The organism is Neisseria sp. HMSC068C12 (assembly GCF_001814095.1).
Taxonomy (GTDB): domain Bacteria; phylum Pseudomonadota; class Gammaproteobacteria; order Burkholderiales; family Neisseriaceae; genus Neisseria; species Neisseria perflava.
Window position 1 is genome coordinate 225,944 of sequence record NZ_KV814812.1, and the last position, 15,301, is coordinate 241,244.

At 49.4% G+C, this 15,301-nt stretch carries 15 protein-coding genes; 10 read left to right on the top strand and 5 right to left on the bottom strand.

The genetic code is table 11. The features are described 5' to 3' along the window. Positions 1-42: 42 nt before the first annotated feature. The 5 genes from HMPREF2952_RS05495 to HMPREF2952_RS05515 all read left to right on the top strand — a co-directional run bounded on the left by HMPREF2952_RS05495 (position 43) and on the right by HMPREF2952_RS05515 (position 5,772). The gene (locus HMPREF2952_RS05495; protein WP_070695357.1) at positions 43-426 is read left to right on the top strand and encodes a diacylglycerol kinase; all 384 of its coding nucleotides are present in this window, start codon (positions 43-45) and stop codon (positions 424-426) included. 131 nt (positions 427-557) lie between these two features. After that, positions 558-1,034, top strand: a complete 477-nt coding sequence (locus HMPREF2952_RS05500) for a copper chaperone PCu(A)C (RefSeq protein WP_004519448.1) — start codon at positions 558-560, stop codon at positions 1,032-1,034. A 126-nt stretch (positions 1,035-1,160) separates the two neighbouring features. Then, positions 1,161-2,264: a tRNA 2-thiouridine(34) synthase MnmA gene (gene mnmA / locus HMPREF2952_RS05505; protein ID WP_004519449.1), complete on the top strand. Its 1,104-nt coding sequence runs from the start codon at positions 1,161-1,163 to the stop codon at positions 2,262-2,264. 93 nt (positions 2,265-2,357) lie between these two features. Continuing rightward, positions 2,358-4,013 (top strand): AMP-binding protein, encoded by a 1,656-nt coding sequence (locus HMPREF2952_RS05510; protein ID WP_004519450.1) that lies wholly within the window; start codon positions 2,358-2,360, stop codon positions 4,011-4,013. A gap of 124 nt (positions 4,014-4,137) precedes the next feature. Further along, the gene (locus tag HMPREF2952_RS05515) at positions 4,138-5,772 is read left to right on the top strand and encodes a CTP synthase (RefSeq protein ID WP_004519451.1); all 1,635 of its coding nucleotides are present in this window, start codon (positions 4,138-4,140) and stop codon (positions 5,770-5,772) included. Between the two features lie 63 nt (positions 5,773-5,835). On the opposite strand, the gene HMPREF2952_RS05520 is transcribed toward HMPREF2952_RS05515, so the two are convergent. Beyond that, on the bottom strand, positions 5,836-6,582 hold the full coding sequence (locus tag HMPREF2952_RS05520) for a carbonic anhydrase (RefSeq protein ID WP_004519452.1): 747 nt from the start codon (positions 6,580-6,582) through the stop codon (positions 5,836-5,838). A 388-nt stretch (positions 6,583-6,970) separates the two neighbouring features. On the opposite strand from HMPREF2952_RS05520, the gene HMPREF2952_RS05525 reads away from it, so the two are divergent. After that, on the top strand, positions 6,971-8,086 hold the full coding sequence (locus HMPREF2952_RS05525; RefSeq protein ID WP_004519454.1) for a porin: 1,116 nt from the start codon (positions 6,971-6,973) through the stop codon (positions 8,084-8,086). Positions 8,087-8,149: 63 nt separating this feature from the next. Here HMPREF2952_RS05525 and HMPREF2952_RS05530 read toward each other — a convergent pair whose 3' ends face one another. Continuing rightward, a complete protein-coding gene (locus tag HMPREF2952_RS05530) occupies positions 8,150-8,761 on the bottom strand; it encodes a CNP1-like family protein (RefSeq protein WP_039862007.1) in 612 nt (203 codons plus the stop codon). 109 nt (positions 8,762-8,870) lie between these two features. On the opposite strand from HMPREF2952_RS05530, the gene HMPREF2952_RS05535 reads away from it, so the two are divergent. The 3 genes from HMPREF2952_RS05535 (at position 8,871) to pyrC (ending at position 10,832) form a co-directional block, all read left to right on the top strand. After that, on the top strand, positions 8,871-9,095 hold the full coding sequence (locus HMPREF2952_RS05535) for a sulfurtransferase TusA family protein (protein WP_003681929.1): 225 nt from the start codon (positions 8,871-8,873) through the stop codon (positions 9,093-9,095). Positions 9,096-9,106: 11 nt separating this feature from the next. After that, on the top strand, positions 9,107-9,700 hold the full coding sequence (locus HMPREF2952_RS05540) for an NMCC_0638 family (lipo)protein (RefSeq protein ID WP_070588346.1): 594 nt from the start codon (positions 9,107-9,109) through the stop codon (positions 9,698-9,700). 97 nt (positions 9,701-9,797) lie between these two features. Next, positions 9,798-10,832, top strand: a complete 1,035-nt coding sequence (gene pyrC / locus HMPREF2952_RS05545) for a dihydroorotase (RefSeq protein ID WP_070504408.1) — start codon at positions 9,798-9,800, stop codon at positions 10,830-10,832. Between the two features lie 134 nt (positions 10,833-10,966). Here the strand turns inward: pyrC and HMPREF2952_RS05550 are convergent, their stop codons facing one another. Continuing rightward, positions 10,967-11,530 carry an RBBP9/YdeN family alpha/beta hydrolase gene (locus HMPREF2952_RS05550; RefSeq protein WP_049322739.1) on the bottom strand — a complete coding sequence of 188 codons (564 nt, stop codon included), beginning with the start codon at positions 11,528-11,530 and terminating at the stop codon, positions 10,967-10,969. 232 nt (positions 11,531-11,762) lie between these two features. Further along, positions 11,763-12,704, bottom strand: coding sequence for a sulfate adenylyltransferase subunit CysD (gene cysD, locus HMPREF2952_RS05555; RefSeq protein WP_079453679.1), 942 nt, complete (start codon positions 12,702-12,704; stop codon positions 11,763-11,765). 189 nt (positions 12,705-12,893) lie between these two features. Here cysD and HMPREF2952_RS05560 point away from each other — a divergent pair, with 189 nt between their 5' ends. Then, entirely contained in the window at positions 12,894-13,520 is a 627-nt protein-coding gene (locus HMPREF2952_RS05560; protein ID WP_049335514.1) for a PAQR family membrane homeostasis protein TrhA, read from the top strand. Between the two features lie 58 nt (positions 13,521-13,578). Here the strand turns inward: HMPREF2952_RS05560 and HMPREF2952_RS05565 are convergent, their stop codons facing one another. Next, positions 13,579-15,009: an alanine/glycine:cation symporter family protein gene (locus HMPREF2952_RS05565; RefSeq protein WP_049335517.1), complete on the bottom strand. Its 1,431-nt coding sequence runs from the start codon at positions 15,007-15,009 to the stop codon at positions 13,579-13,581. Positions 15,010-15,301 lie beyond the last annotated feature (292 nt).

A 15,301-nucleotide genomic window follows, 5' to 3' on the forward strand; every position in this document is an offset into this window, starting at 1 on the left:
CGACCGTTTCTTTTCAGACGGCCTTTTTATGTTGAGAATATGATGGAACCATCTTCCTACGCATCTGAAAAAAAAGGTAAAAACGGCATTAAGCGCATTATCAATGCGTTTGGCTATTCCAAAGACGGACTGGCTGCCGCGTACCGTTATGAAAGCGCATTTCGCCAAGTTTTTTGGTTGAACCTGATTTTAATTGTCTTGGCCTTATTCCTTGATTTCGGGCCGGCCATCAAAATGGTGCTTGTTGTCGCATCGTTTATTTCATTGATTACCGAATTGTTTAATACCGCCGTCGAAGCAGCCGTTGACCATACCTCTACTGAAAAACACGAGCTGGCCAAGCGTGCCAAAGATGCCGGCTCGGCCGCGCAATTGATGGCTTTGTTCATGTTATTTATTGTTTGGATTATTGCATTAACTGCTTAAAAATGTGGTAATATGGTAATTCGTTAGGATTAGATAGTATTAATTAATCTATATCAAAGTTTTCAGACGGCCTTTGGTTGTAAGATGAAGGCTGTATATCCCAGCCATTTGGCAAACACAAGGAGCAAAACATGAAAAAATTAATGGCAACCCTGATTCTGGCAGGCTTGGCAACTTCCGTATCTGCAGCCGGTATCCATATCGAAGACGGTTGGGCGCGTGCTACTGTCGAAGGTATGAAAATGGGTGGCGCATTCATGAAAATCCAAAACGATGAAGCCAAACAAGACTTCTTGGTAGGCGGCAGCAGCCCTGTTGCAGAACGCGTTGAAGTACATACCCATATTAACGACAACGGCGTTATGCGTATGCGCGAAGTTAAAGGCGGCGTGCCTTTAGCTGCAAAAGGCGTAACCGAGCTGAAACCGGGCAGTTACCACGTTATGTTCATGGGTCTGAAAAAACAATTGAAAGAAGGCGAAAAAGTGCCTGTAACCCTGAAATTCAAAAACGCCAAACCTCAAACTGTCGAGCTGGAAGTGAAAACCGCGCCTAAAGCCGAAATGCAGCACGATCACGGCGCACACGGTGGCGCACATCAGCACTAATTGCTTGAATTTGCATATAAAGGCCGTCTGAAAGTCATTGGGCTTGCAGACGGCCTTTTCTGTCGTCAAATCAAAATGTGCTAAAATCACGCTTTAAAAAATGTATTTAAAACCCACATTCCGCTCATGAATACTCACAACACACCAGCAAACATCATCGTCGGCCTCTCCGGCGGCGTCGATTCATCCGTTACCGCGGCCCTGCTCAAACAGCAAGGCCATCAAATCAGCGGCGTGTTCATGCAGAACTGGGAAGATGACGACAACGACGAATATTGCAGCATCAAACAAGATTCCTTTGATGCCATTGCCGTTGCCGATATCATCGGCATCGACATCGACATCGTCAATTTTGCCGCGCAATATAAAGACAACGTATTTGCCTATTTTCTCAAAGAATACAGCGCAGGCCGCACGCCAAACCCGGATATCTTGTGCAATGCCGAAATTAAATTCAAATGCTTTTTGGACTATGCCATAGAGCAGGGCGCCGATACCATTGCCACCGGACACTATGCCCGCAAAGAAGTTCGAAACGGCGTGCATTACCTGCTCAAAGGCTTGGATCAAAATAAAGACCAAAGCTATTTCCTATATCGTCTCAAGCCTTTCCAACTCGAGCGCTCGATTTTCCCATTGGGTGAGTTGGAGAAGCCTGAAGTCCGCCGTCTTGCCGAAGAATTCAAATTACCGACTGCAACCAAAAAAGACAGTACCGGCATCTGCTTTATCGGCGAACGCCCGTTCCGCGAGTTTTTGCAAAAATACCTGCCGACCAATAATGGCAAAATGGTGACCCCTGAAGGCAAAGTAGTCGGCGAACACGTCGGCTTGATGTTTTACACGCTGGGCCAACGCAAAGGCTTGGGCATCGGCGGCGCAGGCGAGCCGTGGTTTGTTGCGGCCAAGGATTTGACCAAAAACGAACTGATTGTCGTCCAAGGCCATGACCATCCTTTGCTTTATACGCAAAGCCTGGTTATGAACGATTTGAGCTTCACATTGCCAGAACGCCCGAAAGAAGGCCGCTATACCTGCAAAACGCGCTACCGTATGGCCGACGCGCCTTGTACGTTGCGTTATTTAGATGATGAAACCATCGAGCTTGTTTTTGACGAGCCGCAGTGGGCAGTAACCCCAGGCCAATCTGCGGTACTGTATGACGGCGATGTGTGCTTGGGCGGCGGTATCATCATGTCCACCGACAAGCCTGTCATTATTACAGCTTAATAAAAGGGCCGTCTGAAAACGAAGCGGCAGATTGAATAAAGCCTTTCAGACGGCCTCGATTTCAAAAAACGACTAAATAAAAGACTGATCAATATGGAAAAACTCTGGCTCAAAAGCTACGAACAAGGCGTAAACCCTGAAATCGATATCTCTCAATACAGCTCCATCAGCGATGTATTCCGTCAAAGTGTCGAGAAATTCGCAGATAAACCTGCTTTTCAAAATATGGGCAAAACACTGACTTATGCCGAAGTGGGCAAGTTGGCGACCGATTTTGCGTCTTACCTGCAAAACGTATTGAAACTACCGCGCGGTGAGCGTGTGGCAATTATGATGCCGAACGTTTTGCAATATCCGATTGCGCTTTTCGGTATTTTGCAGGCAGGTTTGGTGGCAGTGAATACCAATCCGCTTTATACGCCGCGCGAGTTGGAGCATCAGTTGAAAGACAGCGGTGCGACCACGATTGTCGTGTTGGAGAACTTTGCCAATACGCTGGAGCTGGTGTTGCCGCGTACGCAAATCAAACATGTGATTGTCGCGTCGGTCGGCGAGATGTTCGGCATGATTAAGGGCGCGTTGCTGAACTTTGTCATCCGCAAAGTGAAAAAAATGGTGCCGGAATACCGCATTCCAAATACCATCACTTTTCAGACGGCCTTGAAGCAAGGTGCAGCAAATACGTTCAAACCAGTCGAGTTGACACGTGACGATACTGCCTTGCTGCAATATACAGGCGGCACGACCGGTTTGGCAAAAGGTGCCGTCCTCAGTCATGGCAATATCTGCGCCAATATGTTGCAGGCAAAAGAATGGATTAAAAACAGCCTGCACGAAGGCAAAGAAACGGTTATTGCCGCGTTGCCGCTTTATCATATCTTTGCCTTGACGGTAAACCTGATGATCTTTGCGAATACCGGTTCTAAAATCATCCTGATTACCAACCCTCGCGATATGAAGGGGTTTATCGGCGAATTGAAAAAAGAGCCGATTAGCGTGTTCATCGGTGTGAATACCTTGTTTAATGCGATGGTCAACCGTCCGGATTTCGCCGAAGTCGATTTTTCCCGTTTGAAGCTGACTTTGGGCGGCGGTATGGCAACGCAAAAAGCCGTTGCGGAAAAATGGAAAAAAATCACCGGTACGCCGATTGTGGAAGCTTACGGTTTGACCGAAGCCAGCCCGGGTGTGTGTTGCAATCCTTTGAATATCGAGGCTTACAGCGGCGGTATCGGTTTGCCGGTTCCTTCGACCGAAGTCGAATTACGCGATGCGGACGGCAAAGAAGTGCCTATCGGACAGCCGGGCGAATTGTGGGTACGCGGTCCGCAAGTGATGAAAGGCTATTGGAACCGTCCTGAAGAAACCGCCAAAGCAATCGATGCACGCGGCTTTTTAGAGACCGGCGACATTGCCGTGATGGATGAAAAAGGCTGGCTGAAGCTGGTGGACCGCAAAAAAGATTTGATTGTGGTATCCGGTTTCAATGTATATCCGAACGAAATCGAAGAAGTGGTGGCCAGCAACGACAAAGTCTTGGAAGTCGCCTGTATCGGCGTGGCAAGCGAGAAAACCGGTGAAGCGATTAAGGTCTTCGTCGTACGCAAAGACCCGTCTTTGACCAAGGAAGAACTGATCGATTTCTGCCGCAAAGAACTGACGGCGTATAAAGTGCCGAAAGACATCGAATTCCGCGACGAGTTGCCAAAATCCAACGTTGGCAAAATCCTGCGCCGCGAGCTGCGCTGATATATAGAATCAGTATGATAAGGCCGTCTGAAAACGCTGTTTTCAGACGGCCTGAAGCTTTTGCCGTTTGCCAGAATATGCTGCTTCAAGTTAAAATCACACATTCCAACATGGGTATCACATCATGACTAAATTCATTTTCGTAACCGGCGGCGTTGTATCTTCTTTGGGTAAAGGTATCGCCGCCGCTTCTATTGCTACTATTCTCGAGTCGCGTGGCTTGAACGTGACCATGCTTAAGCTTGACCCGTATATCAACGTTGACCCGGGTACCATGAGCCCGTTTCAACACGGCGAAGTATTTGTGACCGATGACGGCGCGGAAACTGACCTCGACCTTGGTCACTATGAGCGTTTCATCAACGCCACCATGACCCGCCGCAACAGCTTCAGTACCGGCCAAGTCTATGAAAACGTGATTGCCAAAGAGCGTCGCGGCGACTATTTGGGCGGTACCGTACAAGTGATTCCGCACATTACTGATGAAATTAAACGCCGTATCCATGAAGGCGCGGCTGGTTATGATGTGGCGATTGTTGAAATCGGCGGTACAGTCGGCGATATCGAATCGTTGCCTTTCTTGGAAGCCATCCGTCAAATGCGCAGCCAGCTCGGCCGTAATAATACATTGTTTGCCCACCTGAGCTATGTTCCCTACATTGCCGCCGCCGGCGAAATCAAAACCAAACCGACCCAGCATACCGTTAAAGAAATGTTGAGCATCGGTTTACAACCGGACATCCTGATCTGCCGTATGGACAGAGAAATGCCTGCGGACGAGCGCCGTAAGATTGCTTTGTTCTGTAACGTTGAAGAACGCGCCATCGTGGGCAGCTACGATGTGGACAGCATTTACGAATGCCCTGAAATGCTGCACAACCAAGGCATCGATAGCATCATTACCGAGCAGCTTCAACTGAATGTCAAACAAGCCGATTTGACCGAATGGAAGAAAATCGTTCACGCGATTCAAAATCCGAAACATACCGTCAAAATCGCGATGGTCGGCAAATACGTTGATTTGACCGAGTCCTACAAATCATTGATCGAAGCACTGAAACACGCCGGTATTCACACTGAAACCGACGTACAAATTACCTTTGTCGACAGCGAAAGCATTGAGAAGGGCAATGGCGACGTTTCCATGCTCAAAGACATGGACGCGATTTTGGTGCCGGGCGGCTTCGGTTCACGCGGCGTGGAAGGCAAAATTGCCGCCGTACGCTATGCGCGTGAAAACAACGTACCATACTTGGGCATCTGCTTGGGCATGCAAATTGCCCTGATCGAATACGCCCGCGATGTTGCAGGCTTGAAAGGTGCGAACTCTACCGAGTTTGACTTGAAATGCGCTGCGCCTGTCGTTGCCCTGATTGACGAATGGCAAACTGCAGACGGTAGCGTAGAAACCCGTGACGAATCTGCCGATTTGGGCGGTACCATGCGTTTGGGTGCGCAAGAAGTTGACCTCAAACCGGGCAGCCTTGCCGCAAAAATCTACGGTAGCGAACATATCCGCGAACGTCATCGCCACCGCTACGAGGTCAACAACAACTATGTGCCTCAGTTGGAAAAAGCTGGTTTGGTCATCGGCGGCGTATCCGCAGGCCGTGAGCGTTTGGTTGAAACCATCGAATTGCCAAATCATCCTTGGTTCTTCGCGTGTCAGTTCCATCCGGAATTTACTTCCAATCCGCGCAAAGGCCATCCTTTATTCAGCGCGTTTGTGAAAGCCGCGTTGGGTAACAAAAAAGCCTGATTGATGTGATTGAAAAAGCACCCGTTATCCGGGTGCTTTTTTCTTTTCAGACGGCCTTAGAAGTTATTTGTCTTCATTGACTTCGCGGTCGTTCAAAGGTTGTACGGGACGGTTGTTTTCGCCACCGATAATGTCGCGCATGGCTTTAAACTGCGCCGCATCTGCCTGAACCGGAGTTTTTAAGACAACCCAAGTCACGTTTTCGCTGCAAGGCGGCGTTGTCAGCGAGCCTTTCAGCTGAAATGACTTGCTATCTTTAGGCAGCAGGGCTTGGATATTCAAGTTTTTCAAATCTACGGATTCGCCTGCTTTCAGTTTTTTGGCAATGAGTGCGGACAAGGCAGGGTTGTTTTTGCCCGGTTTAAATACAGAGCCGATGACCGCCAAAGTACCGTCTTCGGCTTGATGGACGAAATGCGCTTCCATCGGGAAATGTTTGCCTTTGAAAGTATGTTCGCTCGGCGTATGGAAGTGGAATTGTTTTAAGGTATAGGTTTTACCGTTAATCACGATGGTTTGTGCCTTGCCTTGCGGCGTGGCTTGAAGGGTATGGCCGTTATTTTCTACTTTGTAGTCGGCGACGTTGTAACGGTATGCCAGTTGTTTGCCTTTTACTGCTTTTGTTGCGGAGAAGTCCACAGGAGATTGCTGTTTGCCTGTTTTGCAGACAGCAAAGTCTTCACTTAAATCGCCCCAGTGTGCAGCATCGTTTTCACCTGTGTAAGACCAATGTGCATGATGGGTTTCGGCGGATACCGTTGCAGTAGAGACAGCCATTAGCAAAGATAAAAAGAGATGTTTGTTCAACATAAGGGCTCCTGTTTATTTATATTAGGTAAAAGAAAAAATTTATACCAAATAAATTATTGATATAAAAAAACTTCTTCATAAGAAGAAAGTTAATGATAGTGGCAATTTGGGAATGTTGGGTTGATATATGGCAAACATTTATCAAGCAATCATTTTTGATTAAATGATTGCAATAAGAGGGATGATTGTCCTTGCAGTGACTTTGAATGGGAGAGGCCGTCTGAAATTTCTTTCAGACGGCCTGTTTTATTTGAAAATGTTGTAAAAAGTCTAAACTCTAATAAATAAAAGTGCTTATCAAGATGAAAGTAGTTGTTTGTAGCGTTGGAAAACATTAATATTGCTAAACGTGTTTTCACGAGATTTTAACTTTGTTTTGGAGAGAATAATGAAAAAATCGATTATCGCTTTGGTTATTGCCGGTTTGCCGCTGGCTGCATCTGCAGAAGTGATTCTGTATGGTCAAATCAAAAGTAGCGTGACCGTCGGTCAAGTAAAAATCAAAGGTGATGCAGGTTCTGAAACCAGCTCTACCGCAACCAGCATCAATGACAATACCTCCCGCATCGGTTTCAAAGGCAGCGAGAACTTGGGCGGCGATTTGAAAGCCATTTGGCAGGTAGAACAAAAAACGGCCATTACCGGCGGTTCCCAAGGTTTTGCCACTCGGGACTCCTTCATCGGCCTGCAAGGTAACTTCGGTAAGATTCGCGCCGGTAAACTCAGCAATATGCTGAATGAAATGGACACCATCGATCCATGGATGTACAAAACCAATGCCGCAGGCTTGGGCATCTTTACCCGTACCGGCAACCGCAACGCCGCTGTACGCTACGACAGCCCGGATTTCGGCGGATTCAAATTCAACGTGTCTTACGCACCGCGCGACAACCGCAATCCTTCAGATAAATACACGCATACCCAAGCGGCCAAAGACCAATACACCGGCGGCGTGAGTTTCTCTAAAAACGGCTTTACCGCCAATGCGGCTTACGGCCACTACAACGGCGCGTACACCGACAAATCAAGCAAAGCCAAAGCGGCGCAAATCGCCAAAGTCGAAACTTATTACGATAAAGACAATCTCTTTGTCGGCGGCGGCGTACAATATGCCAAAGGCCATGAGACAGCCAACAAATATTTAGGCTATTTCACCGATGATTTTAATCAGTACAAGGGTAGTGACATCACTACCGACACAGGCAAAGAGGAAGCCGTGAAAGTAGTTGATGCAGCGGTAACTGTCGGCTACAAATTCGGCAACGTGACCCCACGCATTACTTACGCACACGGCTGGCCTGCCAAGGGCGTGAACAGTGGCGAGAAATTGGTGGATAAATTCGACCAAGTCGTTATCGGCGGCCAATACACCTTCAGCAAACGCACCGGCATCAATGCTCAACTGGCGTATCTGAAAGTCGGCAACAAAACCCGTCTGACTGCGGCCAACAAAGGCGGCGTTGAACAAAAAGCCGCTTCTGTGGGCCTGTATCACAAATTCTAAACCGTCTTGAAAGACAAGGCCGTCTGAAAAATTTCAGACGGCCTTTTTGTTGATTAAAGCGGTTTATTTGTCGTGCTTGGTCAGTGTTGTGCCGTGACGGCCGCCGCGTTCTTTCAAACGTTGTACCAAGCCTTCGACCGTTGTCGGCATACCGTCGATACAGAATGCCTGATACAGGGCGGTGTGCAGGGCATCATTGCGGCTGAACGCATTGCCGATCAGCTTCCAATCGCCTTTACGCGGCTCGATCCAGCGGTGGTTTACTGTGTCGCCGTATGCGAATACTTTGTAAGAAGAACGCTTGTCGTTACTGTAAGTAAAGGACGTACGGGCGCAATAGAGGCCTTCGACGGAGAGGTTGTCGTAGCCTTTGTCGGAGCGTACGTTCAAGACATAGCGGATGCTGTTGTCCGGCGCAGGCATGATTTGCAGGCTGCTGAGCAGGATTTTGGGCTGCTTGCCGTAGGTTTCGTTGACATAGAGGTCGAACCAATCGCCCGATTGGGTATCGGGCAAGGGCGGCAACTCGGCTTTATGTTCTTTAAATTCGCGTGCGGCAACTTCTTCAGGGCTTTCCTGATAACGCGTGTTGGTCAGCGTATCCTTTTGGCTGAAACCCAAAGCAAATGCTTGAGTCGCGGCAAGGCTGAGAGCGAGAAGGGCAAAACGGCGCATAGACAGCTCCAAAGTGAAAAACGGCTTTATTTTATGGGCTTGCAGGGTGGGGTGCAAGTAAGTGCGGTATAATTGACGTTAATTCTGATTAATATGACGAGTTTTCATCATGAATACACAAACTCTGGATGTCATCGGTTTGAAATGCCCGCTGCCGATTTTGCGTGCTAAAAAAGCTTTGGCGCAAATGCAGGAGGGCGAAGTGCTGACCGTATTGGCTACCGATGGCGGCGCGCCCGGCGATTTTGAAGCGTTTTGCCGTCAGACCGGACATGTCTTGTTGGAATCGAGCGAAGCCGACGGCGTGTTCAAGCTGGTGTTGAAACACAAATAAGGCCGTCTGAAATGTCTAAAGCCGTCGCGTTGTGTGCCGCCGTATTGGCCGTCTGCCTGAGTGCATGCGGCAAGGAAGGCGTTTCGCCGCAGAACGCTGCCGATTATGCCCAAAATGTAACCGACTTGTTCCGCCAAAGCTGCGTGGCCTCAGACGGCGATGCCGCCCTTGTCGGCGAGTTTGCCAATGCCAACAAACTGGTTTTATTGTCGAAAAAAGATATTGCCGATTTGCCTGCCGGAATGATGGATTTGGAGGCATTAAGCATTTGGAAGAAAACGGAAAACGGCGTAGATTATTATTTGAGCCTGACTGAAGACAGTTGCAGCGTGCGCACGGCTAAAGCCGACGACCATCTGATTTTCAAACAATTTTTAGCTTTGGCAGAAAATCCGCCGCAAGGTTTGAACGCTGAGTTGCGTGCCGATAATTTGGCGGAAGCCCCGTTGCCTATGCGTCAGATTTCCTACGCATGGCGCGCGTCCGGCAGTCCGAAAGAAACCTTGCTGACCGTCAAAACAACGTCGTCCGAGCATTTTCCGGTACAGGCTGTTTTTTATTTGACCCATCATTCTTACGACAATAAGGCCGCCGTTTTGCCTTAGGCCGGTTGACGATTGAAACATCAAATCGATAGAAACCGTTACCGCCGAATAAAGGCCGTCTGAAACATTATCAAACCAAACCACTCGAAAGTAAGCTATGCAAACCCTGACCATCATCCGCCCCGACGATATGCACTTACACCTGCGCGACGGTGACGCGCTCAAAGCCGTTGCCCCCTACACCGCCCGACAAATGGGTCGCGCGGTTATCATGCCCAACCTGAAGCCGCCCGTTGTCAGCATTGCCGATGCCCAAGCATACAAAGAGCGCATTATGGCCGCCCTGCCAGAAGGCAGTGCCTTTCAGCCGTTGATGACGCTTTATTTGACCGACAACGCTACTCCCGAACTCGTGCGTGAAGCCAAGGCTGCCGGTATCGTGGCTTTCAAACTCTATCCAGCAGGCGCGACCACCAATTCCGATTCCGGCGTGACCGACTTGTTTAAGCTAATTCCCGTGTTGGAAGAAATGGCGAAACAGGGTATTTTGTTCTTGGTTCACGGCGAAGTAACCGACCCCGAAATCGATATTTTCGACCGCGAGGCCGCCTTTATCGAGCGCGTGATGAAGCCGGTTCTGGCGCAAGTGCCCAACCTCAAGGTCGTGTTTGAACACATCACCACTGCCGAAGCAGCCCGACTGGTATTGGAAGCTGGCGATAATGTGGCCGCGTCCGTGACGCCGCAACACTTGCTGCTCAACCGCAACGACCTTTTGGTCGGCGGCGTGCGCCCTCATCATTTCTGCCTGCCGGTTCTCAAACGCGAAACCCACCGTCAGGCTTTGGTTGCCGCCGTTACCGGTGATAAGGCGCACAAATTCTTCCTCGGCACGGATTCTGCACCACATGCCAAAACTGCCAAAGAAAATGCTTGCGGTTGTGCCGGTATGTTCAGCGCGATGACTGCCATTGAGCTTTATGCTGAAGTGTTTGAGAAAGCAGGCGCGTTGGACAAACTGGAAGCCTTTGCTTCTAGAAACGGTTCGCACTTCTACGGTCTGCCTGAAAATACCGATACCATCACATTGGTCAAACAAACACAAACCGTACCTATCAGCGTACCTTACGGCGATGGCGAGCTTGTACCGATGAGGGCCGGCGGTGAGATTGAATGGACGGTGCAATATTAAATTTGCTGTCAATAAGGCATAAAAAGAAACAACCTGCTTGAAAGGGCAGGTTGTTTTTTTATTGTCGTTCAGACGGCCTGTCGTGGGGAGGGGAGACAGACAAGGCCGTCTGAAAACCAAATTATATTGCGTGTTTATTCGGTCAACATGGGTTTCAGTGCTTCCCAAGCCTGCGGCAGTTGGGTAAAGCCGTCCGAAGCCATCAAATGGCCGCCTTCGGGAATATGGGTAACAGGACTTTTGAGTTTGGCCGCCATGTCCAAAGTCAGTTCGGGCGGAACATGGGTGTCGTTGTCGGAAACCAGACAGTGTTTGGGCATGTCGATTTTGCGCAGGATGTCGAAATCGGGCGACGCTGCTTTAATGTAGGCATCAAGCGCAGGCAGGGGTGGCAGCGTATCGGCAAAACCGGCGGCAAGCAACAGACCGCCGATTTTTTGGGGCTGTTGGCGGCTGAGAAAGTGAAGGAGGGTAATGCAGCCGAGACTGTGGCCGACTAGGAAGGTATGGGCATCGGGCTTGCCGATGTGCTGGTCAAGGGTAAACTGCCACGCGGTCGTGCTTGGTTTGTCGGGATTGGGCATGGCGAGGGAGATTGCTTGTGCGCCGGTGCTTTTGATTTGGGCGCAAAGCCAGTCAAACCAGTTGCCGTGCGGATTGCCTTCAAAGCCATGTACGATATAAACGCGTCGATTCATGTTTTTCCTCCTTCAGACGGCCTGAGACTTTTGTCTAAATCTCTGCCTGTAAGCGTTTATTATACCATGTTTGTTTATGTTTTATTGTTTGTCGCTTGGTAAGGATTTTTAATTAAGCTTTTGTTGTTAAATGATATTTGCAAGAATAATAAAGCAAACAACACGGCAGGGGCAGATGGTTTTGCCGTGTTGTTCGGGTTTGAAATATATATGGGCCGTCTGAAAAACCGGTTTAGAAATAGCCTTGTTTTTTGCGTTCTTCCATTGCCGCTTCCGATACGCGGTCGTCCATGCGCGTGGCGCTGCGTTCGGAAATGGTTGCGGCGGCGGTTTCAGCAATGATGTCTTCGGGCGTGGCGGAGGTACTGGCAACAGGGCAGGTGCAGGAAATATCGCCGACGGTGCGGAAACGGACATCACGGATTTGGGCAATTTCGCCTTCGCGTTTTGGGGTCAACGGGGTAACGGGAACGAGCAGGCCGTTGCGTTCGACAACTTCGCGCTTGTGGGTGTAATAAATCGGCGGCAGGGCGAGTTTTTCGCGTGCGATGTATTGCCAGATGTCCAATTCCGTCCAGTTGGAAATCGGGAATACGCGCATGTTTTCGCCTTGGAACAGGCGTGTGTTGTAGAGCGACCATAATTCAGGACGTTGGTTTTTAGGATCCCATTGGCCGAACTCGTCGCGGAAAGAGAAGATGCGTTCTTTGGCGCGCGCTTTTTCTTCATCGCGGCGAGCGCCGCCCATTAGCGCATCAAAGCCTTGTTCTTCAATGGTTTCAACCAGCGTAACGGCTTGGGCGGCGTTGCGAGAATCGGTTTCGCGGCGCAAGACGACACTGCCTTTGCGGATGGATTCTTCTACGCTACCGATCACAAGTTGTACGCCGGTACGCGCGACTGTGTCGTCGCGGAATTGGATGACTTCGGGGTAATTGTGGCCGGTATCGACGTGCAGGAGTTTGAACGGCAGCTTCAGCGGACGGCCTTCGATTTGGAAGGCTTTGACGGCAAGCGCCAGCAATACGACTGAGTCTTTGCCGCCGGAAAACAGCAAGGCCGGATTTTGGGCGTTGGCAATGACTTCGCGGATGATGTAGATAGACTCGGCTTCGAGCCAGTCGAGGTGGTGGTTTTGGATGGACATTTTTTCTCTCTTTGCAACCTTGGCGATAGTCGATACTTTAGTGAGGCCGTCTGAAAAAGGGAAAGAATGGTTTGTTTGTTGCAAAGATGTTTTTGTTATATTGCAAGGCCGTGTTTTTCAGACGGCCTTTGCGCTTTAACTTATTTTTAAACCGATTTCTCTGACGAAGCCTCTGTCTTCGCGTACACTTTGGTCTTTTAGAAATGAGAATGGTTTATGTATCACGGCGAGAGATTTAATGCGTACAGCCATTTGGCCGGTTTCTTATTGGCAGTGGCGGCGTTGGTGCTGATGCTGGTGAAAGCGGTGGAATCGGCGGACGGCTATCGGATTGCCGGTGCACTGACTTACGGAATCTGCCTGCTGCTTCTGTATTTGGGTTCAACCTTATATCACAGTATTCCGCAGCCTAAGGCCAAGGCGATTTTGCAAAAGGTTGATCATTGTATGATTTATCTTTTGATTGCAGGCAGTTATACGCCGTTTACGCTGATTACCCTTCACGGCGGCTGGGGCTGGTCGCTTTTCGGCGTGTCTTGGGGATTGGCTTTGCTAGGCATTGTTCAGGAACTGACAATTGGGCGCAAAAGCGAGAAGCGGCTGCTGTCGATGGTGATTTATGTGTTGATGGGCTGGCTGATTGTGGTGGCGGTATGGCCGCTGATACAGTCGCTTTCGGCTGGTGGATTATTTTGGCTGGTGTTGGGCGGCGTATTGTATAGCGCGGGGATTTATTGGTTTATCAACGATACGAAAATCCGCCACGGCCACGGTATCTGGCACTTGTTTGTCTTAGCAGGCAGTTTGACGCAATTTATCAGTATTTATTTTTATGTGTTGTAGTTTCAGACGGCCTGAAATAAAAAACCTCTCAGTTTGACTGAGAGGTTTTTGTTTGTCGTTAATCTGGGTTTTTGTCGTGGAATTCGTGGAATTCGTAGTTGTAGGTCAACTCTTTGCCGGCTTTGGTTTGCGCCAGATAATCGTCATAAACCGCACGGATTTCCTTACGCAGCAGGAAGAGGGCGATTAAGTTCGGCAAAACCATAAAGCCGTTGAACATATCGGACATACTCCAAACCAAATCCACTTTGCCCAATGTACCCAATACGATGGCCACCAAAACCAGTGCGCGGTAGATGCCCAAGTGTTTGCCGCGGAACAGGAAGCGGATATTGGATTCGCCGAAGTAGTACCAGCCGATGATGGTGGTGAAGGCGAAGAAGGTCAGGCAGACGGCGAGCAATTGTGAACCAAAACCCGGGAAGGCTTTGTTAAACGCCAGTTGGGTAACTGCTGCGCCGGTTTCGCCGGACAGGTTGGCATCGGTCAGCAGGATAATCAGCGCGGTTGCCGTGCAGACCATCAGCGTATCGATAAAAATACCGATAAACGCGGCCATACCTTGTTGCACAGGGTGTTTGACGTTGGCGGTCGCGTGAGCGTGCGGGGTCGAACCCATACCGGCCTCATTGGAAAACAGGCCGCGTGCCACGCCGAAGCGGACTGCCTCGCGCATACCGATACCGGCCGCACCGCCCAATACCGCTTCGGGATTGAAGGCGGCAACAAAGATACTGTGGAACATCGGGATAATGTGGTCGGAGAATTTGAACAAAATAATCACGGCACACAAGATGTAAATTACCGCCATAAACGGCACGACAAATTGCGCGATACCGGCAATGCGGTTGATACCGCCGATGATGATCAGGCCGGCGAATACCGCCAAAGCAATGCCGACAGCCATCGGAGGAATATCGAAAGCCAAATTCATGGCCGAGGCGATGGAATTGGATTGGGTTGCGTTGCCGATGAAACCCAGCGCGATAATCAAGGCGATGGAGAAAAAGCCGGACAGGAAACGCGCCGCGCCACGGCCGATTTTCGGGGTCAGGCCGTGCGTGATGTAAAACGCAGGGCCGCCGATGTATTTGCCGTGGCTGACCACGCGGTATTTTTGCGCCAAAACGGCTTCTGCAAAAATGGTAGACATGCCCAGAATGGCAGACAACCACATCCAAAAAATGGCCCCCGGGCCGCCGGCAGTAATCGCAGTGGCGACACCGGCAACGTTACCGGTACCGATTTGCGCAGAAATCGCTACGGCAAGCGCTTGAAATTGAGACAGGGATTTGCTTTCGTGGTCTTTGTCTTTTTTGCTGAACAAGCCGCCGAAAACGGCTTTAAAACCCGCCCCCAATTTGGTAATTTGCGGCGCGCCCAAGTACAGGGTAAAAAACAGGCCAATACCGATTAAGGCATAAATCAGCAGGTAGTCCCAAAGAACCAGATTGACTGCACCCACCAGAGCAGACAATATTTCTTCCATAATAAAACCTTTAATAAAAACAATAAAAATAAAATGATACGGGTAACTACTCCCACTCATTTTTCGCGTTTGGCAATATCGGCGAGCAGGCCGTTTTGCCATTCGATACCGGTTAAGTTGTTAACAATTTTGACCGATTTTGTCATCATACCGTAAACCTTCGTGAATTAAAACGAAAAACTGACAAAGGTTTGCCGCAAATGTGCTTCTTTATTTAAAAAAGTTTCTTTGTTTTCAGACGGCCTGTTTTTGCAAATATTCGGGCCGTCTGAATATTTTGGCTAAAGGCAAC